We start from the raw sequence: 23,236 nt of genomic DNA, 5'->3' as shown, positions 1-23,236 counted from the left end.
AAACCTTGCAATTGTCTTTGTGGTACTTTCTGTCCATGCAGTGGCAAATGCAGGCAAACAAGCACAGTTAGGGGTTATTTAATGAAAAAACAAAACAATAAACAGCGCATTTTATTGATATGTGCGTCATTCATAATGGCACTAACAATAGCTACACCGCTATCTGCAAAGCAGTTCACCGCCCTGGTATTTACCAAAACGGCGGGCTGGCAACACGATAGTATTCCCGCAGCGGTTTCAGCCGTGAATTACTTATCTCAACTACATGACTTTAGCGCAGTACATACCAGCGATGCGAATGCATTTACCTCAGAAAACCTGGATCAGTTCGATGTGGTTGTCTTTCTATTAACCACCGGTGACGTACTGAACGAACAGCAACAGAGCGATTTTCAGAAATTTATCCATTCAGGAAAGGGTTATGTGGGGGTGCACTCGGCAGCGGATACTGAATACGGCTGGCCCTGGTATCAAGGATTAGTGGGACGAAACTTTGTTACTCACCCAGCGGTGCAGTCCGCAAAAGTAAACGTTCTTGACCCAGGCTTTCCCGGTTCAGAGCACATGCCATCTCGTTTTTTATGGACCGAGGAATACTACAACTACGGACCTGAGCACAGTGATTCCCTGAATTACCTTCTCTCTGTGGATGAGTCCACCTATCAGCCGCAGGCGGAGTGGGACGAAGTTAAATCGAGTGGGATGGGAGATTTCCATCCGCTTGCTTGGTATCAGGAATATGATGGTGGCCGGGCTTTCTATACCGGCTTTGGGCATTTGTCCACATCCTATACCAATCCCATGTTTCTCTCCCATCTGTATGGGGGGATTTACTGGGCTGCCACCGGCAAAGGCATCGAGCAATAACGGACTTGCTTTCCTTGCTCAGGATCAACCGGAACAATACCTGTCCGGCCAATACAAATCGCTGCACAGGCGGAATTGATAATAGTCAATGCGCCAAAACCCCAGACCGACAGGATCACACTGAGTCGCCACAGGCTATCGGGAAAACCCTGATTCACGATTTCGGCAGAGCTACCTGTCGATGTGCCGGCACAACTATCAATAAGAAGGAAGTACTGCAGTATTCCAAACCGCCGCTAGCAGAGGACTACCATGCATTCTGATACCAAGACCATCGACCAGTTTCTGGCAGAAAACCCCGATGTAGATGTAAGTGAATCCTGGGAGCGCTGCTGGGGTATCCTGACCGATATCAAAAACACCATTGCCAGCCGTTTCAGTGGGCTGCAACTGGAGCCGGCCTGCCGCGATCGCGAATACTACACTTCGCCCAATGGCGAATTCGAAGGTTCTTTCCAGGCCTGGAGCGGTGGCGACTGTGAGTGGCTGGTGAACTCCTGGCTCGGCAACCGGAAGGCCAGCATCCTAGACATGAATGCCACTGCCTATCTGGGGCAGGATACCGATGTACCGCACTTTGTGATGGTGTTTGGCACCATCCCAAAACTGTTTTTCTATTTCGATTTTATGCCGCGGCGCAACTTGCTGGTGGACAGCGGGTATCTCGATAAATACTACGCTCCCATCAACGATGAGTATCTGGCGCTCCGCGGCCACAGTAACTTCCAGTGGTCTGTCAGCCACGGACCCTATATGCGCGCGCTGGTGAACCCATCCACCCAGAGCCTGATGGCGGATCTTAACAATACCAATATCAGCATCCTCGAAGACTACGCCCGCTCCATGCTGGAGCATTGGCTGAAATGGTACGACGAGGCCCAGCCTGTACCCCAAAGCGAGCGCCCTGCCCTGCGTGACACCGACCACATGCTGCGCCGCCTCTGTTACGAGCGCGACCCCATGAACAAACTCGCCACCAAGGTATTTGGAGAGCAAGGCGTACAGGAGATGCTGACGTTACGGATGGGCGAAGCGCAAATGCGGCGTGTTACGACGGCCTGAAATCCGGCATCCCGTGTTCAGCTCTGACAAAGTTAACCATCAATCCGTCGAGTCAAACGAAACTCGTACGGCGAGGTACTGCTCGTCCGCATCGACAAATTTTGTCGCTGCCGTAGCGGGATAAGAGTCGAGAAGCGCTACCAGGTTATTAATGGCGACCCGCCATAAGTGGACCGATAGGTGCCGAGGGGAATCGTGCAGGTCCGCGAGTTCCCAAAGCCTCCCCTAGAGGGACGTGAACCGTGCTCTTTACAGCAACAAACGTGCAGGGTAAACACAAAAAAGTTGTGGGTGGCAGTCTGCAAGAACTGCTCACCCACATGAGACGACCAAGCTTATCGAAGCGGATCGTTCTCCCTCTTATTGCCCCCGATACATATCGCGGATGCGGGTGTAGTGCTTACCCAACATGGCCTCCCGCGCCTGTACCAGGTTGTCCGGTGCAATGCTCAGCTGGCTGCCGCGCTTGTCGATGTATTCGATGTGTGGCAAACCACCACCGACGGGCTGCATCACCGCCTTCATTTCATAGCGGGTCAGGTCCCAATCGACATTGTTCCACTGCGGGTCGGCAAACGACCAGGCGCCAACATTGGTGACCGACTTTACCTTACCGCCACAACCGAACCAGGAGTAGTGAACATACTTATCGGTGCGCACACCATCCTGGAACGCCAAAAGGCGACGCTTCGAGCCTATTTCGCAGTCGTCCGCCAGCCATAAGCCGTTGAGCCCGGGATAGTCGGTCAACTGCTGTACATGGAGGCCAGAAAGTGCTGGGTCCTGATCGGCCGCTCCGGCATTGATGGTGAATGCCAATTCGCCATTCTCAACCCCGATCGCACCTACAGTGACGCTGCCATCCGCGTCGACAAAGTCGGTATTTTTGGACTCAAAACCACGAGAATTCGCAAACTCGTCGCCAACGGCAATGTCATAGGCAGCAATCAGCTCCGGATTGGCGACACGCCCGTGGTCATAAACAGCACAGTTTACATCGGAGAAATACAGTTTCTGGACGTCCAGCCGCTCACCATTGCCAATGCGGGCCTCTGTTCGCACAGAACCACTACCCGTCGACTCACAGGCGCTCTGGAACTGGCCATTGAACTGGTTACCCGGATTGCGGGCTGTCTTGAACGATTGCAGGAACACGATCAGATCGGCCTTGTCTTCTGCCGACAGATTACAACCCATGTTGTGCCCGGTATTCCACAGTGGCTGATCCGCAATCGTCGCGTGGACCACGCGATCGGGGCGACAGGTCAGCAATTCCTCAAGCCCCCACACCGAGCCGTTGTGCAACAGGCGGTTGTTGTCCCAGAGCGAGATGAAACGTGGGGCCTTCACCTTTCGCGTATAGATACCCGTTTCGCCGGCGGGGAAGCTCTCTGCGAATATCGCAATTGAGGACTCCCAACCACCCTGCCCGTCCAGAGCTGCCGGATCCCAGTAGGTTCCGTAGATATTTGCGTGGCTGCTTTCTACGTTGACTTCACCGTGTGCGTAAGGCCGGCCGGTTTCCCCCACAGGGCCGTTATGGCAGGAGGAACAGTCGCGATCGAAAATCGCCTCGCCCCGCGCCGCAGCCGCGTAGTCCAACGACAGCATCTCAGGTACCGCCGGCTCTTTGAAGGTACGGATATATTCCACGATGGGGAAATAGCGGTATTCCTTCACCCAGTAGCGGTACTCCTCCCGCGATGCAGGGTCTTCCGCGTTTGATGGGGTCAAATTGACCACCGAGCGGATGAAATTGATTTCATCAAAGGCGCCCCCGGTCCAGCCCAGGCCGGCATGGTATTTAAAGCCAAACTGCTTCTGCTGGAACGGCTCCAGCACCATTTCGTTCACGTTCAGAATGCGCGTGACATTCCATACGCCATCGTCCTGCATGGGCGGCGTGGTGAAGTCCATCACCCCGGTCCAGGTGCCCATGTCCTGTCGCTGCTGGTTGAGCGGTTTTGCCAGAGCGTCCCGCTGCTCCTGGGTTGTAGCCGCAGTCATCAACTCATTGAATACCATGAACTCGTCGATGGCACCCGGCGTCGCGCGCGCAGCGGCAATCGCATCATGCAGCTCATCCTGGATTTCCGGAATGACCTCGAAGTAGGCGAGCCACGACAGGTCGATTTCCGGCACCACCAGGTCCGGCTTCTGGAACATGAACATGTAGGGTAACTGGCCCTGCAGTGCGGTCTGGCGGGCGTAGTCGTAGTTGGTGTTGCCGATACCCACGGCATAGTTACCATCGTCCATCTGCTTGAAGTGGCAGGCGGCACAGGTAAACGCGTACACCGGAATACCATCACCGAAGACGCCGCTGCTCTCCGCCAGACCAACCGGAAGCTGCCTGGGCGGAATAGCGGGATTGAAGACCGAGGGCTCCACCGTGGCTACCGGATTGGGGTCGGGATATTGACCAGACTTGGAAAAGCCCTCGCCGAAGAAGTCGCTGAAGTAGCGCACCATCCAGTCCGTGAGATCGATCGGTGGCCCCGTGGTATCAAAGGTGCCGTAAAAGAAATAATACTTGCCACACTGGATCTTGGTGGCCTGATCATAGCCATCGACAAAGTCATCGAGGATGAGTTGATCCCGCGGCGAGGGCGTGGCGGGGCTCGGACGCTCATCCGACAGAGACTCGAGCAGATCTGCGTTATTCAGCAAGTAGGCATCGAGATCCGACTGATACTGGTCACATGCCTGTTTGGAACTGTCATGCTCAATGACCGTTGCCAGGTCAGGGCCTACATCGTTGGTGACACCATTATAAGATTGATAGCCCTCCAGCACGTCGGCATTCGCAAAAGTCGCACCCACGCTTACCAGAAAGGCCCCTATAGACAGGAATAGTCTCACAGCCTTATACATCGATTAATCCTCCATCATCGTTGAACGATTAATGACATGTACTGCGGTTGTCATTATTTTCTACATTATTATTTGATCTTCCCTCCACACGCCGAAATACAAAAAAAATTGGCGGAAGACCAAAGAACGCCCATTTTTAGGGCTTTGCGACCGTACAACAATGACGAGACTGGACAAAAATAGACATTCTGTTCCCGCGCTTTTTTATTTTTCAAAGGCTGACACCTTTGCGGCCACGCATTTAAAAAAAACGCCGCCACTGCCCGCATTCAAAAAAATGGTGGCCCGAAATAAAAATGGTGGCCAAGGCCACCATTGTTTGCTGAATTATCTAACACCCTCGAGTAGATGCCGCGCGATGATTAATCGCTGAATCTCACTGGTTCCCTCGTAGATGGTAGTAATACGAACATCCCGAGCCATTCTTTCCAGAGGATATTCTTTCGTGTACCCGACACCGCCATGCATTTGCAGCGCGACATAGCAGGCTTCATTCGCCTTTTCAGAGGCATAAAGTTTTGCCATGGAAGCCGCCGGCCCGAACGGCTGTCCCGCATCTTTTTGCCATGCCGCCTGCAGCAGCAATAAGCGCGCTGCTTCCATTTCTGTGTACTTATCCGCGAGCTGCCACTGCAGCCCCTGGAACTGAGCCAATGGCTTGCCAAACTGTTCCCGCTCCTGCAAATACGTTCGTGCACAGTCCAGCGCCTCAAGGCCGATACCCAGGGCAAGTGAGCCAATACCAATACGCCCGCCCGCTAATTCTCCTGCAGCAATCCGGAATCCACGATTTTCTTCACCGAGCATATTCGCGGCGGCTACTCGGCAGTCCTGAAAGGAAACCTCGTTGGTAACCGAGGCTTTTTGCCCCATCTTTTCTTCGGCTTTTCCAATCACCAGGCCCGGAGTGCCAGCCTCCACCAGAAAACAGGAGATACCCTTCCCTTTCGGTGCCGATGCATCGGTAACCGCCCAAACAACAAAAACACCCGCAAATTCGGCACTACTGATAAACAGCTTGCTGCCGTTTAACACGTAGTCATCGCCATCTTTCGTTGCACGGGTGCGCATGGCGGCGGCATCAGACCCTGACCCAGGCTCAGTCAGACAGAAAGAACCCGCAGGGTATTCCCCATTGCATATTTTTGGCAAAAAGTAGCCTTTTTGTTCTTCCGTACCCATCGCCTGAATCACTTCCGCAACCATATTGGTTACCGAGGTAGTCGTTGCGGTAGATGCACAACCGCGCGCGATTTCGGCAATCGCGAGGGCGAATGCGATGGTGCCCGCGCCGGTGCCACCGAAATCGGGATCGATATTGATCCCCATAAAGCCCAGCTCCGCCAACTGCTTGAGTTTTTGCAAAAGCAATTCGCGGTTACCCGTGTGATCCAGCTCTGCTGCAATGGGCTTCAGTTCACTCTCGGCGAACTGGCGGGCAGCCTCCTGGATCATTTGTTGTTCATCAGACAATTCAAAATTCATGGCATTTCTCGTTCATCGCTCTACGCCCTTCGAAAAATTATTCACCGAGCGTCGTTATTGTTATTTATTTGTTTGATGTCGGCTGGCGCCGCAGTAGTAAACGCCGTACGGCACCCTGCTGAATGGCCACACCGAATAGAATAAGCCCGAGGCCCGCAATGGTTGCAGGGTGAATATGCTCACCCACCAACAATGCAATCAGCAGTAGTGACAGCGGCGGTGACAGATAGATGTAGTTGCTGATACGCGCCGTGTTGTCACAGTGTAGTAACGCCGCCTGCCACAATAGGAAGGCAATACCCATTTCAAACAACCCGACATAAACAGCACCAACCCACCCTGCCAGTGGCGGCCACTGCCAGCCGCCCTGCCACCAGACCGCAGCCGCGAGCCAAGGCAAGCCACAGCAGAACGTCAGGAACAGATTCACTGCGGCGTTGCCGCCGATACGTGTGTTTAGCAGCCAGTAACTGGCCCAGATAACGGTACTGAGAAGCGCCAAAGCGACGCCCAGGGGTTGCTCAAAGCGCAATTCGGAAAAGTTGCCCTGGGTTGCGATCACCAGGACGCCGGAATAACACACGATTCCCGCCACCAGATCCTGGCGCCGCAGGGTTTGCTTCAATACCGGCACCGAGAGCAGTGCCAGCACGACGCCCCAGGTGTAATTCAACGGCTGCGCCTGTTGTGCCGGCAGTAACTCGTAGGCGTTAAATAGAACCAGATAATAGAGGAAGGGATTACAGAACCCGAGCGCGATAAACCAACCGCGGGATTGGCGCCAGGCACGGGCGACTTGCCCGGTGTGGCCTCGCCACACAATAACCCCTGCCATAAACACAGTGGAAACGGCAGACGCAATGGTCACCAATTGCAGGGGTGAAAGATACTGCAGCGACAGCTTGAAGGCGCTGGCCACGGTGGACCAGCAAAGCACCGCCGCCAGCGCAAACAGGGTTGCGCGGCGGTTATCGGCGTCAGCGCTCTGCGTGGCGGTTAGCGCCATAACAGGACCTCCCGGGACTTAAGGGTCAGCGCTTGCCGCTTTTCGGTTCCGGTTCAGGGATGGCAACAGAGGTATCGGTCTTCACCTCCTCGATCACCACATAGGTATGGGTTTCCCGCACACCCGGTACCGAGGCCAGCTTTTCCCCGAGGAATTGGCGATAGCCGAGCATATCCTTAATACGGATTTTGATCAGGTAGTCAAAACCGCCAGCCACCATATGGCACTCCTGCACCTCTTCAAGACCAGACAGGTGCTTGTTGAATGCTTCGAGCGCTTCTGTGGCGGTATCGGTCAGAGAAACCTGGATATACACCACCAGGCCAGCGTGTACCTTCAACGGGTCCAGCAGTGCGACATATTCTTTGATGAAGCCTTCACGCTCCAGACGCTTGACCCGCTCAAGACAGGGCGTGGGGCTGAGATTGACTCGGCGCGCCAGCTCCACATTGGGAAGACGGCCTGCATGCTGAAGAATTCGCAGAATCTGGCGGTCAATACGATCCAGATCTTCCAATTTCCGAGACATAGCAAAATACCCTACTGGTAATTAACCGGATGACCCCTACATTTAACCACACTTTTTTCCAAAATGGAGATTAATTCTGGGATGTTTCCCACATAATCCGGTTTTTTATTCTGACCACATTTTCCCTAGGGAGTTTCGAGGAAATACCTATGCCCACACACTTCTCCGGAGATCTCAAAAGTGCACGCCAGAAGGCACGGGAATACCTGCACGCCGACGAGAACCAATGCGTCAGTGAACTGCTGGCCGCCCCCCGTCCTGGCGAAGCGCTGCGCGAGAAGATTCTGGCAACCGCCAGCGATCTGGTGGTTAAGTCCCGCGAACAGCGCAGCAAGCGCGGTACTCTCGATGCATTCCTGCAGCAGTTTGGACTCTCCAATAAGGAAGGGGTTGCATTGATGTGCCTGGCAGAGTCCCTGCTACGGGTCCCCGACGCCGACACTGCAGACAAACTGATCGCCGAAAAGGTGCATTCCGGGAACTGGTCGAGCCATCGCGGTCAGTCCGACTCCCTGTTCGTAAACGCGTCGACCTGGGGCCTGATGCTCACCGGCAACATCGTTGAACTGGACCCGGACATTACGGAAAAGCCTTCCACCTGGATGAAGCGCCTGGTCAGCCGCATGGGTGAACCCATGGTCCGCACCTCCATGATGCAGGCCATGAAAATCATGGGTGGCCAGTACGTTCTCGGTCGGACCATTAAAGAAGCGCTGAAGCGCGGCCCGGCCGAAAACAAACCCGGCACACGTTTCTCCTTCGACATGCTCGGCGAAGGCGCCCGCACCATGGCAGACGCCCAACGGTACTTCGATGCCTACATGATGGCCATCGAAGCCATTGGCGCGGATAACACCAAGCGCGATGTTGTGGAAGCCAACGGTATTTCCATCAAGCTTTCTGCCCTGCACCCCCGCTACAGTGAACTGCAACGGGAACGGGTAATGTCCGAACTGTTGCCACAGGTGAAAGCCCTGTGTGTGGCGGCGGCCAAATACGACATGGGCCTGAATATCGACGCGGAAGAAGCTGAGCGCCTGGATATTTCGCTGGATATTTTTGAGGCTCTCGCCCGTGACCCGGAGCTGAAGAATTGGCAGGGTCTTGGGTTTGTTTTGCAGGCCTACCAGAAACGCGCCCCGCACGTAGCCGACTGGCTGATTGCGCTCGGTCGAGACACCGGCCGCAAACTGATGGTTCGCCTGGTGAAAGGTGCGTACTGGGATACCGAGATCAAGCACGCACAGCAAATGGGCCTGACCGATTACCCGGTTTATACCCGCAAGTGCCACACCGACCTGTCCTACCAGGTTTGTGCGAAGAAACTGCTCGATGGCCGCGACGCGATTTACCCGCAGTTTGCTACGCACAATGCTTATACCGTTGGCCTGATTCTCGAGCTGGCGGGTGACGCAAACGATTACGAGTTCCAGCGCCTGCACGGCATGGGCCACCTGCTGTACGACCAGATCGAGGCGGTACACGGTAAGTCGGTTCCGGTACGGGTTTACGCGCCAGTAGGCGCGCACAAAGACCTGCTTCCCTACCTGGTTCGTCGCCTGCTGGAAAACGGCGCAAATAGTTCTTTCGTCAACCGTTTCATGGACGAGGCAACGCCAGTATCCGAACTGGTACAGGACACTCTCAAGCAAAGTGAAGCCTGCAATCCATACCGCCACCCGGAAATTCCGGTGCCGGCAGACATCTATCTCGGCCATGAAGGCCTGCCCCGAAAAAATTCTCACGGCATCGAGCTGACCGACCCAATTGCTGCCGCTCCTCTGCTGCAGACTGTCGCCAACAGCGAGAGCATGATGTGGAGCGGCGGCCCGATTGTAGACGGTGTTGCCGGCAGTGCAGACCTGCCCGTAGTCAATCCGGCGACCGGTGCCCTGGTTGGCTATACCGCAAATACGTCTGCCGAACAGATTCAACAAGCATTCGCATCCGCGGCAGAATCACAGCGCGGCTGGGACCGTCTGGGTGGTAATGCGCGCGCGAAAATCCTCGACAAAGTCGCGGACCTGTATGAGCAACATTCCGACGAGCTGGTGGCGATGATCTGCCGCGAAGCCGGCCGTACCCTAAATGATGGCATCAGCGAAGTGCGCGAAGCCGTCGATTTCTGTCGCTACTACGCCAATGGTGCGCGCAAGCATTTCAGTACCCCCACTACCCTGCCCGGACCTACTGGTGAGAGTAACGAGCTGAGTTTGTGCGGTCGCGGCGTGTTTGTCTGTATCAGCCCGTGGAATTTCCCGCTGGCGATTTTCACCGGCCAGGTGGTTGCAGCGCTGGCTGCCGGCAACGGCGTGCTGGCAAAACCAGCGGAACAAACACCAATTATTGCCGCACGCGCAATCCAGCTGATGCACGAGGCCGGCGTTCCGAGCCAGGTATTGCACCTGATTACCGGTACCGGTGCCGCTGTGGGACAACCTCTGCTGGACGATCCGCGCGTAGCCGGCGTTGCGTTTACCGGTTCCACCGAAACCGCAAAACACATCAACCGACAGCTGGCGGAGAAAGACGGACCCATCGTGCCGCTTATCGCGGAAACCGGTGGCCAGAATGTGATGATCGTGGACTCCACCGCACTGCCGGAGCAGGTAGTGGATGATGTGATTCAGTCTGCCTTCCTGAGCGCCGGTCAGCGTTGTTCCGCCCTGCGCATACTGTGTGTGCAGGACGTCATCGCCGACAACCTGCTGAACATGCTGAAAGGCGCCTGCGAAGAGTTGACTCTAGGCGACCCAGCCAAGCTGGAAACCGACATCGGCCCCGTAATTGACGAGAAGGCGCTCGGCCTGCTGGAAGCACACCGCGAACGCATGTCTGTAGAAGCCAATCCACTGTTTGCGTTTGACCGGGCCAAGCAGCCCAAAGACGGCACCTTCTTTGGCCCACAGGTGGTGGAAATCAAAGACTTCGATCTGCTGAAGCGCGAAGTGTTCGGTCCTTTCCTACACGTGGTCCGCTTCAAGGCTGAGGAGCTGGAAGACGTCATCCACCGTATTAACGCAACGGGTTACGGACTCACCTTTGGCCTGCACTCTCGTATCGAGGGCCGTGCCGGTGCCATCTTCAAGCGTGTGGATGCCGGTAACTGCTATGTAAACCGCGATATGGTGGGCGCCGTGGTTGGGGTAAACCCCTTTGGCGGTATGGGCCTGTCCGGTACCGGCCCCAAAGCAGGCGGACCGCATTACCTGTTCCGTTTTGGCAACGAAAAAACCAAAACGGTGAACACCGTTGCCACCGGTGGCAACACTCAACTATTTACCCTCGGGCAGTGAGCGTTCAGTCGAGCGCGCATTGACTGCCACCCAAAATACAAAGGGCGCATTCATAAGAATGCGCCCTTTTTTTTCGGGAATCAGACCAGAAAATTACTGGACGATCACACCTACGTTTGCGGTACCCGCCTGAAACACGATTGCGGTATCGCCAAAGCCAAACAGCTGAAGGGTACTATGTACGTTGTACTCACCCACCTGTGTGGTCATGGAATTTAGACTGTAACCAGCCTGCACTGTTGATGCGTAGTTACCAACACCGACTTGCAAGGTTGCCTGGCTCAGGTCCACACCAATCTGATCCACCATCGCATGGTTGTACTCACCGTCTTGAATAATCAGAGAGTCACTGTAGAAGGCACTCTGTAGCGTAACTGCGCTGTTTCCAGTACCGTACTGGAATGTGTACGCATCGGAGCCGTGGCTACCGACTTGAAGGGTATAGGCATTGTTGCCCAGACCATATTGCTCGATGTTGATATTGGAATACGATGTACCCCACTGCGAAGCAGCCCCATTGTTGCCGTAGCCGTGCTGGATAACAGCAATTTCACTGGAATTACTCCAGGTTTGATCTGTATTCGCGTAGTTAAATCCACCATATTGGCGAACCTTCACATAGGTATCGTAGCTAAAGGCCTGATAGGTGGAAGCCTCATTCAGGAAGCCAACCTGGCGCACATTCGCAAGGTTATCGTAGCCATCTTCCTGAACAGAAGTGGCCATATTCAGCTCACCCTCTTGATACTGATAGATTGCACTACCGGTTTCCGTACCGTCCTGAGTGGCATCAGCCATATTCGCAAAACCGTACTGCTTTTGCAGAATGAAATTGTTTGATGAGTCGGGGCTGTGCTGATCTGCAGTGGCACTATTCAAAAACCCTTCCTGCAGCTGGGTAGCCACATTATTGTCAGCCATAGCTACTGAGCTCACCGCAAACATCACTGCTGCGGCAATCGGGGTATACGCCTTCATGAATATCTCCTTGAACATCTACAAGCCGGAAGTCCATTTCTCGGACAAAGCAAACCGACTAATTCAGGTGTGGTTCGACACCCGGTTTTGGTGATTCACAGATTACCCGCCGAGCCCGCGGCAGATGGAATGAGACATCCAGTCGGCTCAACATCGATACGCAATACCAGTGACGGATCACGCACATAAGTGCCAAATGCCTCATACCCAAGCGCCGAAAACTCACTTGTTCGGTGAAACTGCTTGATTAGACAAGGCCCGTGCTAATTAAAACCAACCGGTGTGTGACAGCAAAAACAACATCACAGGATGAATTAGTCGTCTTACCTTGAAAGACTGATCTTATTTCGTACAACCTGATCGAATTGCGAACAATCGACTTTGATTTTTGAACGAAGCCATCCAGCTCGCCATAGGAGAGAAGTTTTAATTCACTAGGAAAAAAGTGGTAAATCGCGGGGGACGGCGCAACGCTCAACCGTACATGATGGGGCAAGTGCCAGATGGGCCTGCGGCCAGTAATCAAACGCTGAACACTACGCCGAATACTCCTGTACTTATCGAAGAGCCACTTCGCACTTGTGCCGAGGTAATTCCTGAAAACACATCGAAATTTGGACTAACTCAATAGGGTCACATGGAGCGCGCGGCCTTTTCTTGCGAACTTCGCGGATTAATTGCGAATAGAAAAGTGACGATAAACACTAATCGTCCTGACATTGCCCCTAAAGCCCCCCCAACACGCCGCAAAAACAATTACAAAAATTTGCGAGAACAGAGTTATCGCCAAATACACCGTAAAAATTTCTCAATTTTTCTCAGTCTGTTAATGGGAGAAATTCTTACCTCATCACCGAAAAAATTTCCACGTAATGACGCTGCTAACAGCTGTTTTTCATAAATTTTTTACCGATTTGCACTGATCTTCAGTTTTATCACGGCTTCAATGCAACATGTGACCATGAGATCAATTTCCCATACGTCCCGGTCACCAGCAGGCACTTCCTTCTCATATCTCGCTCTTTACCGTTACGTGGACATTTGTCATCTGCGACTCGGAAACCTATTTTTCTAATATTGCCGAAAAAATGATCAGCTTCGGGATGAATGCTGTGGTTTGCTCAGGACGATTTAAGCGAAGGAGATCGCTCGGCAATTAGCGAACCGATCTGCAAAACTAGCGAGAGGGATCTAGCCATGCCTTGCCGAACAGGCGATTACCGTCCACCACAGGATGGACGGTCAACCGCACCACCCGACCAAAACGGAACACCGTTTCCCACAACGAGAAAAGCATTAGCCCGCGCTTTTTTGCAAAGAGGCGGCGCCTGGGGTTTATCTCTTTCGCTGATTGCAGGTCCCGCTTTAGCTGATGTCCCCCCGCTCAGCAAAGTCGCTGTGCCTGACGTAAACGTTCTTGGCCTACTGGACGGCCAGGGCGATGGCTTCAATCCTGCCGAGTGGGAGCAGATCACCAAACCCAATAAGCGCACCGACCTCCAGCAGCTCGGTAAGCTGTTCTTCTACGATATGCAGGTAGGCAGTGACGGCGTGCAGTCCTGTGCGAGCTGCCACTTCAATTCCGGTGCCGATATCCGTACCGTCAACAGCATGAGTCCTGGCTTGAAACGCGGTGACACCTCGCACCAGTTGCTGGGGGTTAACAAAAAACTGGATGTCATGGACTACGGCGGTCTGAGTTCACCCCGGGGTTTCCCCGTCAGCGAAAGTGCGCTAATCGGCGCTGGAGCCACCCCAGACCATGAAGATGGCACACCCGGTGCTCTTGCCGATAGTGCCTTGCTTGATGCCATCGCCGGTGACGACGTGAACGACGTTGTATCATCTCAGGGCGTCCGTGCAACGACCTTCACCGGACTGATCCCTGGCTCTATCCAGGACGCGGGTATTCTCGAAGACCTTGATGACGGCTTCGACGATAGCGACGACCATTTTGATGGTTTCCCAAACAAGGATCCTGGCTTTCCAAATACCGTGCGTCGGGTTGAACCGCGCAACACGCCAACCACTTACAACGCCATTTTTAACCAGCGCAGCTTCTTGGATGGCCGTGCGGATATGTTCTTTAACGGCGTGAATACATTGGGTTTCCGCGACCCTCATGCCAAACTGCGGGTGTATTCCGGCGGTAACTATGCTCAAGAACATTCCGTACTGATTCCATTCTCCTCACTGGCCTCGCAAGCGGTCGGCCCGACCGGCAGTGATTTTGAAATGGAATTTATTCATCGCAGCGGTGGTGGTGGCAATGGCTACAACCTGGGCCGCAAAATGGTGAACTTGACCCCACTTTACGGTCAATGGGTCAACTGTAATGACTCCCTGTTGGGTTCGTTGGCCGCCTGTGCACCAGCCGAAGAGCAGGTGCGCGGAATTAATGGTTATCTGTACTCCGACTTTATCAAGGATATTTTCCTCGAGAAATTTTGGGGCGATGGTGCCGGCAATGATGTCTGCCTGACAAAAGCTTCGAATTTCACCCAGAAAGTCGATATGAGCAATTGCGGCTATAGCTCCGAGAACAGAACCCTGATGGAGGTTAACTTCAACCTCTTCTGGGGGCTCGCTGTGCAGGCCTATGAGGCGACGCTCACTACCGGCAATACCATTGTCGACCTGATGGCCGGCGGAATGATCGATTCTGACCCCGATGGCAACAATGGTCCAGAAACCATTATTGAACACATTAGTGCCGATGGCCGCACCATGGTTCGTCTGGACGTAGGTAAAAGCCGCCCGCCGGCAGGCGCACCATCTCGTAGCTTCCAGATGATTAATGGCCGCTTTATGGTCGTGATGGACTGGACCGGTTTGCAGCCCGACGGCGACGGCGTTTCGTTCGAAGACTGCTCGGTAATGCTGCCACCATCAACTACAGAACTGGAAGCTACTGCTGCGTACGACTCATGCGCGCTGAAGTTTGCCGAGTTTATCCATCCAAAAGCCGAAACTGGCTCGGAAGCCCCCAACGCGCCCAACCAACCGGAAAGTGGAACGCTGCTGGCCGGTGAACCTATCGGTGGATGTGCCCCACCCTACGATTCTCGTGTATGTGAAGCCGCGGCTGCCACCATTGCGAATATCGATGAAGGTATGGGACGCTTCCAGGCTGGCGCAACCAACTGTGCCGAGTGCCACATTTCTGCCGAGTTTACCGGTGCGACCATCAGTGGTACTACTGGCTTCGGAGTCGACCCTGTGCCTGCCGGCGAAGAACCGCCGGCGATCATAGAGCGCATGAATACCTTCGAGAACCAAGGTGTGTATGATGCCGGCTTCTACAATCTCGCAATTCGTCCGACCGGTGAGGACCTAAGTGTTGGCGACAATATCACCACCACCAACGGCGGTGTAATCCCACTATCCAAGGCAAAGCTGGCACAACTGATCGGCATGCTGCCAGGCGCTCTCCCCGCACCTTACGACAGTCCTGAAACCAAGGCCGTGCTGCAAAAGATTGCCGACAGTCTTCAGGCGGGCGTCGGTATCGGTGGCGTGCAAATTCCGACGGCACCAGACGATCTTACCGCCAAACCGTTTGCCATAAGCCTGGCCTGTGATCCGGAAATGGGGCTGGTGGTGTGCGACCCGACGGTACCGAGTGATGACCTCGTATTGCGCAATGGCTTCTTTAAGACACCTACCATTCGCATGACCAAGTTCACCGGTCCGTTTATGCACAATGGATCGAAAATGAACCTGCGCCAGGTATTGGAGTTCTACAAATCGGTTGTGGACTTCGACCTCAGCGATGACAAGCGCTTCGGTGTGGCCAACCTCAACCTGCATAACCTGGACGCCGGATTGCGTATTGTGGATGTAGGCGCAGACCGCGAAGCAGCAATGGTGGAAATGATGGAAACAGGCTTGACCGACTGGGGCGCTGCCTACCAGGAAGGCAAGTTCGACCATCCGCAAATTTGTGTACCGAATGGCCACGATGGTCGAGGTCGTACCAAACTTGCGAACATTGCCGCTGTCGGTGCCGATGGCAATACAACCCGCATAATTACCTTCCAGGAAATGCTGGAAGAGGTTACCGGGTTTGCCAACGACTTGTCTGAGCCTTGCGACATGGATATTGCCAACAACAATGGCAAGTCCAAAATTGAAGTGCCCTACGCAGCACCTTAATCCTTAGTCGCTCATGCACTTGATGAAGCCCGCGCGGAAACGTGCGGGCTTTTTTGTCTATGTAAAACCAAATATTCAAAACCAAAAAAGCCGGAGGATAAATCCCCCGGCGCAAGCCAAGTCCTGTGAGTGCCGAATAGGAGTTGGTTTGAGAAACTCAGTTCAATACCCGGTAGCCACGACCCCGTAAACAGTTTCGAGCGATGTAGCCCTCTTCCGCATGGGCACTGCCGACCCCGCTGACGCCACCGACGATGGCACCAGCCCCTGCGGCCGCAGCAGCGGCGCTACTGCTATCGCCGATGATGGCACCCAGTGCACCACCGAGTAATGCACCACCTGCAGCGCGCGAGAAGCCACGCCGACCGGCATCATTGCGTGCGGCCATGGACAGTGTTTTGCAATCTGCCAGGTCGAGCTGGTACTGGCGCATATTCACGCCCTGAGTGTCGATGACGATATTTCCGGCACCGTAGACCTGTTCCTGCTGGGTGGCACACCCCAGAACAGTTGTCGCGGTAAACATCACGCCGAACACGAGTTGAATCTTCATTGGCGCACCTCACCACATATTGTCGCCGGTATCCTCTTAGGTTTAGACGATGGTAGGAATACGCGTCAGGACGGTTCGCTATATCTGGCACTGCGCTTATAGCAAAAGCGAGTGAGTTACATGGGAATAAAGACCATCACTCGCCTTAAATAACGGGGAAACTTACGGATAGAAGTAGCGGATATCGAGGTTCTGGGATTTCCCGGAGTCGTTCAACAGGTTCACCGTACCGCTGAAACGCAGCAGGCGTGGAGGGTCTGCTGCCTGCCCGCTGGCGGTGGGCGCGCCATACTCCAGATAGATTTTGCCACCAGCGAGCCAACGCAGGAAGCCACTGGACAACTCCACATCAATGCATAGATCCGGCCCGCTAGAAACGCATGGGGCCCGGCGCGCACGCAAGGTGATTACGCGGCCATGCAAAGGGGATGCAAAACCAAAATCGAGTGTTTGTCCTTGTGCGAGCGCCGAATAATTGGACCGCACAAAGGCATCAAACCCGGCATCAACGACATCCACCTTGTTTGCCGCAATCCGCTTCTCCTGCAATCTCGCGCCCTGTTTGGGGCGATACCGCAGCAGCCACTGGTCCTGCTGCTTTACCGCCTCACGGATTTCACCGAGACGAAAGTCTTCCTGAGCCACATTGGGACGCGATGATGCAGGCAAGGTGCCCTGCCCACCCGGTGACTCCACGCGTTTTTCCGCGATCTTCCTGCCATTCGGTGAGAAGTAAAGTACTCGCCAGTTATCTTCACCGGGCAGAAAGTACTCGCAATACTGAACCTGCTCACTCCCCGGAAGCGTTGCCCGGCCGACGACTTTGGCTTCAGATAGCACTGCTTGCGGAGCGCTGCAGCCGGTAACAGAGAGAGAAAACACGAATATGGAAGCAATCATGAAGCTCGTCCTTCAACTCCATAAGAAAAAACAGCCAGCTATATCGAATCTGAGAGTGTGGGCGGCTGGGTGACACGTAACAAACGAATAATCAGCGGTAAAAACACACACCACAAAAACCCCAGAACCAACAAGGTCAGCCATAAAGGCGTTGCCAGTGCGACCTCGCCACCAATTTTTGCACCAATCAAATAACTGAGTGGCCCGCCAAAAAAACCAAACACGGTAGAAAGCCACAGCTTTCCATGCAAAAAGACAAAGGCGTAGCGGACTGCGAGTGCAAAATTCAGCCACAGGCAGGCAAGCCATAGCGGCACTACTGTCGGTGAAGGATCGGAGATAAATAGCCCGGTGCGGAACAGTATTGCGTCCATGGCGATACCGGCAACGGAGATGGAAATCAGCCACAATAGCGAGCGAAAAACCGATGGCGGGGTGCCTTGGCTAAGAGCGGAGCCATGGAACAGAAAGAGATGGAAAGCTAAATTAAGCAGTGTGAATGCCACCACCAAACGCGTTGAGGGATCCAGCACACATAGGAGCCAGATTCCCTCAAATATCAAACCACTGACCAGCATCTTCCAAAACGGAACTGGCCTGCTTTCGGCCTGCTGAACCAAAGGAATAGACATCAGTGCAACGGGGGTAGCTTACGGCAGCGCGGTTTGGCGAAGGTAAACTGCGCAGTACTGATCACACGCTCCAGGAATCCGCCCTCGCAATAGCACAGGTAGAAGTCCCACATATTGATAAAGCGCTGATCGAACCCCTGCGCACGAATTTCATCGATATGTTCAAAGAACGCGGTGCGCCAGGATGCCAGGGTCTTGGCGTAATCAAAGGTAATATCGTCCAGGCCCACAATCTGCATATCGGTATCTTCAGCGATATGCTTGGCCACCACCTGGTTCGATGGCAGACAGCCGCCCGGAAAAATGTACCGCTGAATAAAGTCGACACTATTTTTGTAGGCATCAAACCGCTGATCCTGAATGGTGATCGCCTGCATCACCATAATGCCGTCTTCCTTGAGCAGCGCACTGCAGCGGCCAAAGAAAGTCGCATAGTACTCGTGCCCTACCGCCTCGATCATTTCGATGGAGACAATCTTATCGAATTGCCCCTTGAGCTCACGGTAATCTTTGAGCAACAGTGTGACACGATTCTGCAAGCCTTCCCGTTCCACCCACGCTTTGGCGTGCTCATACTGTTCGCGGGAGATGGTAGTTGTGGTGACCTGACAACCGTAATGCTTCGCGGCATATACGGCCATGCCACCCCAGCCGGTACCGATTTCCAGCAGATGGTCCGTCGGCTTCAGCTGCAGCTTGCGGCAAATCCGAGCCATTTTAAATTCAGAGGCCTCTGCGAGACTGGCACCTTCGGACGGGAATACTGCACTGGAATACAGCATGGTTGGGTCGAGGAACAGACCAAAGAAGTCGTTACCCAGGTCATAGTGGGCAGAAATATTCTTTCTGGAACCATTGATCGAGTTCGCATTGAGTCGGTGTAATATACGCAGCGCCGCCTTTTGCAGGAAGCCCCAACGGGAATCCAGATTTTGCAGCAAATCCTGGTTGGCAACCATTAGACGTATGACTTGCACCAAATCCGGAGAGTGCCAATCCCCTTCCATATAGGCTTCACCAGAGCCAATGGTGCCGTTCATCAACACCTGGGTGTAGGTGGCCGGAGAGCGAACATGAAGATGCGCTTCGATATCCGAAAACCCCGGTGTCTGACCATACTGGAAAATTTTATGTTCACCATAAACTTCGTGGACATAGAGTGTGCCAATACTGATTGCAGAGAGCTTCCCCAATACCAGCTTGCGTGCGAGGCGCTCAAACCAATTGAGGGCGTATACTTGCTGCCCCGCTCTCGCTTCATCAGCCACTTGAGAATGCGTATTGCCGTTCCTGACCAAACTGATATTCGGCTGGCCTTGGACGGCTACGGAAGATTCGTTCGTCATTGATTGAGCCTCTTTCGCAGCTACCGCTGGCTGAATGGCTTTTGCGACGTTCTTGTGCATCAAACTCATGATCGAAAATTCTCCCGGTGGCTTTGATTCTTAATTTGGTGAAGAAAATTTCATGTCTGTGGATGCGAATACAGAGGCACCCTCTTAATCAACAACTTGAGTGCTTCCCAGTATATGGCGCCAATGACCTTTACGGTAAATAAGGGATACTGGATCAGTTTCCGAATCAGTGATGACGCGGAAATTTCTTCCCGTTCTAAGGCCATACACGCATCGAATACGCACTCTCCGTCTTGGACAGAGCGGATGCTCACCGTCAGGTGTTTGCCTGGCGTGGTGCTCCGCCAGTGGTACGCCTGATTAGAGGGCATAAACGGGGATACGTGAAGCATTTTATCGAATACCGCTTTCTGTACACGCCCCCCGGATACGGGCAAAACATATCCGTGCCGCTCATTCCACGGCGTATTGTGTACATCAACCAATAGAGACTCGACCTGTTCACCAGACCGGTCAAAACAGTAGTAGATACTGATGGGGTTCATGTTATAGCCGAGGTAACGCCAGTTCGCGAGAAACGCGATGGGACCTTGCGGGCGCTCTCCCAGCTCTTCTGCGACCCTCGCCCTGACAGCCTCATCTAGGCTCACTTCTGGGTCACCGTAAAAATCTTCTCGGCAGAACCGCGCCGGGGCCAGTTTTGAACGCGACCACAATCGTGTCTGCGCAAGTATCTCGGGAAGTTCATCGAGAAACGCAAACATCATAAAGCCCCGATAACGAAACCGGTGCTCTCTCGGCGCATAGCGTCGATGTTGTATCCAACCAGAGTAGATACCACTACGCATTAAAAATCGACTCCCAGTGCCTTCGCGACACGAACAGCACTTACCACACCGTCCTCATGGAAACCATTGGCCCAGTAAGCGCCACAAAACCAAGTACGATTCACACCATTGATTTCCCCCCAGCGCGCCTGGGCACTATTTCCATTCACGGAAAATTGTGGGTGTTCATATTCGTACTCACCAATAATCTTGCTCTGATCAATCAGGTGGTCTGCATTCAGAGTGACACAGTAGGTCTTACTAGTCTCCAAACGCTGCAAAATATTCATGTTGTAGGTTAACGCGGGCAAGGCAGCATCATCACCCTGCAACCGATAATTCCAGCTCGCCCATGCGGACTGTCGCTTAGGAAGCAGGCTGGTATCCGTATGCAGGACTACCGAATTCTTTTCGTAAGGAATATGCCCCAGAATTTCACGTTCCGGCGTGGAAGCATCGCCCAGGATGTTAAGCGTCTGGTCCGAGTGGCAGGCGAAAATCACCTGATCAAACTCCTGCGTGTGCTTTTCGTCCGACGCATTTGAGTACTCCAACCGCACATGCGGGCCCACTCGGGTAACACGCTGCACGGGGCTGCTCAAATGAATGCGATCTTTGAAAGATTCGATCATCGGTGCGATATACGACTTGGAACCTCCACGAATCACTCGCCACTGCGGCCTGTTAAAGATATTCAGCAGACCGTGGTTGTAGAAAAACCGCACAAAAAAGTCGACAGAAAAATCCAGCATCCGTGACATACTGGCGGACCAGATCGCGGATCCCATAGGCACCAGATAGCGTGATGCAAATTCAGCAGAGTAGCCATTGGTATCCAAATATGTGCCCAAAGTAGTTGCTTCACTGAGTTGGCCGCGCTTCCAGTCTGTGACCGCATCCCGATTGAAGCGCACGATATCTCGCAGCATCCGCCAATGCCCACCATCCAACAGGTTTCGGCGCTGAGCGAAAAGGGAATTCAGATTGTTACCCGCGTACTCAAAGTCTTTAACAAATTCGCCAGGCCCATTTGGCCCTGTTCCCAGGGCGGATACGCTAAACCCCATATCCGTCGGCTGACTCTCAACACCCAGTTGTGACATCAGCTTGATGAAATTCGGATAGGTCCAGTCGTTAAATACGATGAATCCGGTGTCGATGGGGATGGTTTTGTCGCCCTCTTCAACATCGATTGTCGCCGTATGCCCGCCGAGCCGGGAATCCGCTTCGAACAGGGAAATGTCATGCTTCTGATTGAGCAAATAGGCGGATGTAAGCCCAGAGATACCACTACCAACAATTGCAATACGCATTACACCTTCCTCAACGTTCGAATTCTTGTCATACGGGGTGCGATCAGATTGAACCAAACCGGGGATAACGTCCCCAGAAGTCTCAACGGCCAACTCAGTCTTTTCGGGAAATCAATCACCGAAGCATTGCCCTTCAGGCCGATCAAAATACGTTTTGCCGCTTGTTCTGCGGTCATTAAGAACGGCATGTCAAAGTCGTTCTCTTGTGTGAGCGGGGTGTCGATAAATCCAGGGCGCACCAGTACGGTGCGCAAACAGACGTTAGCGGTATCCGCACGCAACGACTGCATAAAATAATCGACAGCCGCTTTTGAGGCACCATAGGCTTCCGCTCTGGGAAAACCTACGACAGAGGAAAGGCTGCTTACCGCAACAAATACAGGCTTCCGGCTGTTGCTCAATAACGGTAATGATTCTCTCAGCGTATTCACCACGCCAAAAAAGTTTGCATCAAATACGCGGCGGTAGCTTTTGATATCCAAGGTTAACCCATCGTCGTACTCACAGGTACCCGCACAGGCAATTACCATGTCCAGTTGATCGGTAATTTCTCGTAACAATGCGCCTGCTTCTGCAATCGAATCATCCTGACCTACATCACAGGCAAGTACTCTGATGCGCTTGGGAGAGGCTTTCTGCAGCGTCAGCAATGGCTCGCGGCGGCGTCCGCTGATAATGACATAGTGGCCCTCTTCCACGAGGAATCGCACTAACGCGGCACCGATACCCGAACCGGCGCCTGTCACCCAAATATTGAGTTTTGAACACCACTCTTGGGAATCACTCATGATGCGCTCCCGTTCTCTGCGAGTCGTCGCTTAACACCGCGAACAACACTGCCTAATAAAGGCACATGCTCATACACCATGCCCCCCAGATCGTAGACATCCTCGTGACTCACAACCCGGTCACTGACTGGATCGATTTCCACTAGGCTCGCGCCGCGTAATTCCAGCAACTTCCCACCACCAAGGCGTGGATGGCGAAAATACATTGTCCACCACAAAGTGCCCCTACCCTGCTGTTGCACAGCGAAATCGAACTGAAATCGGCATTCCTGCAGGTTTTGTGACACTCCGGCAAAATATTTCTGCATAGCCTCCAGCCCGCGCACCTCATGCACCGGATCCTTAAACACGACATCCTGCGCATACACGCTGGCGATCGCGGCCGGGTCAGCGGCCAAAAAGTCTGAGTACAGCGATTTGAGACGCTCGATTGCGGCTGTCATTTTCGCCTTCCTTCTGAGTCAAATTACGTCATGAACAATTAGCTTCCTCTATTTACGCGTCTTTCTACGGTTCGGATTACCGCACAATAGTCCGTGATTGGCACAGATAGCCTCTTAATTGGCAGAAAATTCTTCTTTTTGGTGATCCAGAGCGGGACTAAGAGCGTAACAAG

17 protein-coding genes are annotated in these 23,236 nt (G+C 53.6%); 4 read left to right on the top strand and 13 right to left on the bottom strand.

The window, feature by feature from the left end; genetic code table 11:
• The first annotated feature begins 81 nt into the window (after window positions 1-81).
• Together LCM31_RS09655 and LCM31_RS09650 are read left to right on the top strand one after the other, a co-directional pair.
• Window positions 82-867 carry a ThuA domain-containing protein gene (locus LCM31_RS09655; protein ID WP_224869550.1) on the top strand — a complete coding sequence of 262 codons (786 nt, stop codon included), beginning with the start codon at window positions 82-84 and terminating at the stop codon, window positions 865-867.
• Between the two features lie 252 nt (window positions 868-1,119).
• Window positions 1,120-1,929, top strand: a complete 810-nt coding sequence (locus LCM31_RS09650; RefSeq protein ID WP_224869548.1) for a hypothetical protein — start codon at window positions 1,120-1,122, stop codon at window positions 1,927-1,929.
• Between the two features lie 360 nt (window positions 1,930-2,289).
• Here the strand turns inward: LCM31_RS09650 and LCM31_RS09645 are convergent, their stop codons facing one another.
• The 4 genes from LCM31_RS09645 to LCM31_RS09630 form a co-directional block, all read right to left on the bottom strand.
• Window positions 2,290-4,803 carry a c-type cytochrome gene (locus LCM31_RS09645; RefSeq protein ID WP_224869546.1) on the bottom strand — a complete coding sequence of 838 codons (2,514 nt, stop codon included), beginning with the start codon at window positions 4,801-4,803 and terminating at the stop codon, window positions 2,290-2,292.
• 327 nt (window positions 4,804-5,130) lie between these two features.
• Entirely contained in the window at window positions 5,131-6,288 is a 1,158-nt protein-coding gene (locus tag LCM31_RS09640; protein WP_224869544.1) for an acyl-CoA dehydrogenase family protein, read from the bottom strand.
• Window positions 6,289-6,352: 64 nt separating this feature from the next.
• Window positions 6,353-7,294 carry a DMT family transporter gene (locus LCM31_RS09635; protein WP_224869542.1) on the bottom strand — a complete coding sequence of 314 codons (942 nt, stop codon included), beginning with the start codon at window positions 7,292-7,294 and terminating at the stop codon, window positions 6,353-6,355.
• A gap of 25 nt (window positions 7,295-7,319) precedes the next feature.
• Window positions 7,320-7,823 carry an Lrp/AsnC ligand binding domain-containing protein gene (locus LCM31_RS09630; protein ID WP_222228462.1) on the bottom strand — a complete coding sequence of 168 codons (504 nt, stop codon included), beginning with the start codon at window positions 7,821-7,823 and terminating at the stop codon, window positions 7,320-7,322.
• Between the two features lie 149 nt (window positions 7,824-7,972).
• Between LCM31_RS09630 and putA the strand changes: the two genes are divergently transcribed.
• Entirely contained in the window at window positions 7,973-11,119 is a 3,147-nt protein-coding gene (gene putA / locus LCM31_RS09625) for a bifunctional proline dehydrogenase/L-glutamate gamma-semialdehyde dehydrogenase PutA (protein ID WP_224869540.1), read from the top strand.
• A 93-nt stretch (window positions 11,120-11,212) separates the two neighbouring features.
• Here putA and LCM31_RS09620 read toward each other — a convergent pair whose 3' ends face one another.
• Window positions 11,213-12,097 (bottom strand): hypothetical protein, encoded by an 885-nt coding sequence (locus LCM31_RS09620; RefSeq protein WP_224869538.1) that lies wholly within the window; start codon window positions 12,095-12,097, stop codon window positions 11,213-11,215.
• Window positions 12,098-13,495: 1,398 nt separating this feature from the next.
• Between LCM31_RS09620 and LCM31_RS09615 the strand changes: the two genes are divergently transcribed.
• Window positions 13,496-16,252: a cytochrome c peroxidase gene (locus tag LCM31_RS09615; protein WP_224869537.1), complete on the top strand. Its 2,757-nt coding sequence runs from the start codon at window positions 13,496-13,498 to the stop codon at window positions 16,250-16,252.
• 157 nt (window positions 16,253-16,409) lie between these two features.
• Here LCM31_RS09615 and LCM31_RS09610 read toward each other — a convergent pair whose 3' ends face one another.
• From LCM31_RS09610 to LCM31_RS09575, 8 genes are all read right to left on the bottom strand, one after another.
• Window positions 16,410-16,805, bottom strand: a complete 396-nt coding sequence (locus LCM31_RS09610) for a glycine zipper family protein (RefSeq protein ID WP_222228466.1) — start codon at window positions 16,803-16,805, stop codon at window positions 16,410-16,412.
• Window positions 16,806-16,967: 162 nt separating this feature from the next.
• Complete coding sequence (locus tag LCM31_RS09605) at window positions 16,968-17,705, bottom strand: hypothetical protein (protein ID WP_224869535.1); 738 nt, start codon at window positions 17,703-17,705, stop codon at window positions 16,968-16,970.
• Between the two features lie 38 nt (window positions 17,706-17,743).
• Window positions 17,744-18,337 (bottom strand): DUF2878 domain-containing protein, encoded by a 594-nt coding sequence (locus LCM31_RS09600; protein WP_224869533.1) that lies wholly within the window; start codon window positions 18,335-18,337, stop codon window positions 17,744-17,746.
• A complete protein-coding gene (locus LCM31_RS09595; protein WP_224869531.1) occupies window positions 18,337-19,752 on the bottom strand; it encodes an SAM-dependent methyltransferase in 1,416 nt (471 codons plus the stop codon). Before LCM31_RS09595 ends, LCM31_RS09600 begins: the two co-directional genes overlap by 1 nt.
• A 50-nt stretch (window positions 19,753-19,802) precedes the next feature.
• Complete coding sequence (locus LCM31_RS09590) at window positions 19,803-20,540, bottom strand: DUF1365 domain-containing protein (protein WP_224869529.1); 738 nt, start codon at window positions 20,538-20,540, stop codon at window positions 19,803-19,805.
• Entirely contained in the window at window positions 20,540-21,832 is a 1,293-nt protein-coding gene (locus tag LCM31_RS09585; RefSeq protein WP_224869527.1) for an NAD(P)/FAD-dependent oxidoreductase, read from the bottom strand. Before LCM31_RS09585 ends, LCM31_RS09590 begins: the two co-directional genes overlap by 1 nt.
• Complete coding sequence (locus LCM31_RS09580; protein WP_224869525.1) at window positions 21,832-22,620, bottom strand: SDR family NAD(P)-dependent oxidoreductase; 789 nt, start codon at window positions 22,618-22,620, stop codon at window positions 21,832-21,834. Before LCM31_RS09580 ends, LCM31_RS09585 begins: the two co-directional genes overlap by 1 nt.
• A complete protein-coding gene (locus LCM31_RS09575; protein ID WP_224869523.1) occupies window positions 22,617-23,063 on the bottom strand; it encodes a nuclear transport factor 2 family protein in 447 nt (148 codons plus the stop codon). The genes LCM31_RS09580 and LCM31_RS09575 overlap by 4 nt, the downstream gene beginning before the upstream one ends.
• Window positions 23,064-23,236: the final 173 nt, after the last annotated feature.

Origin of the sequence: Microbulbifer agarilyticus, from assembly GCF_020171345.1 — a bacterium.
GTDB classification, from domain to species: Bacteria; Pseudomonadota; Gammaproteobacteria; order Pseudomonadales; family Cellvibrionaceae; genus Microbulbifer; species Microbulbifer agarilyticus_D.
This window is presented reverse-complemented; position numbering and strand designations above follow the sequence as displayed.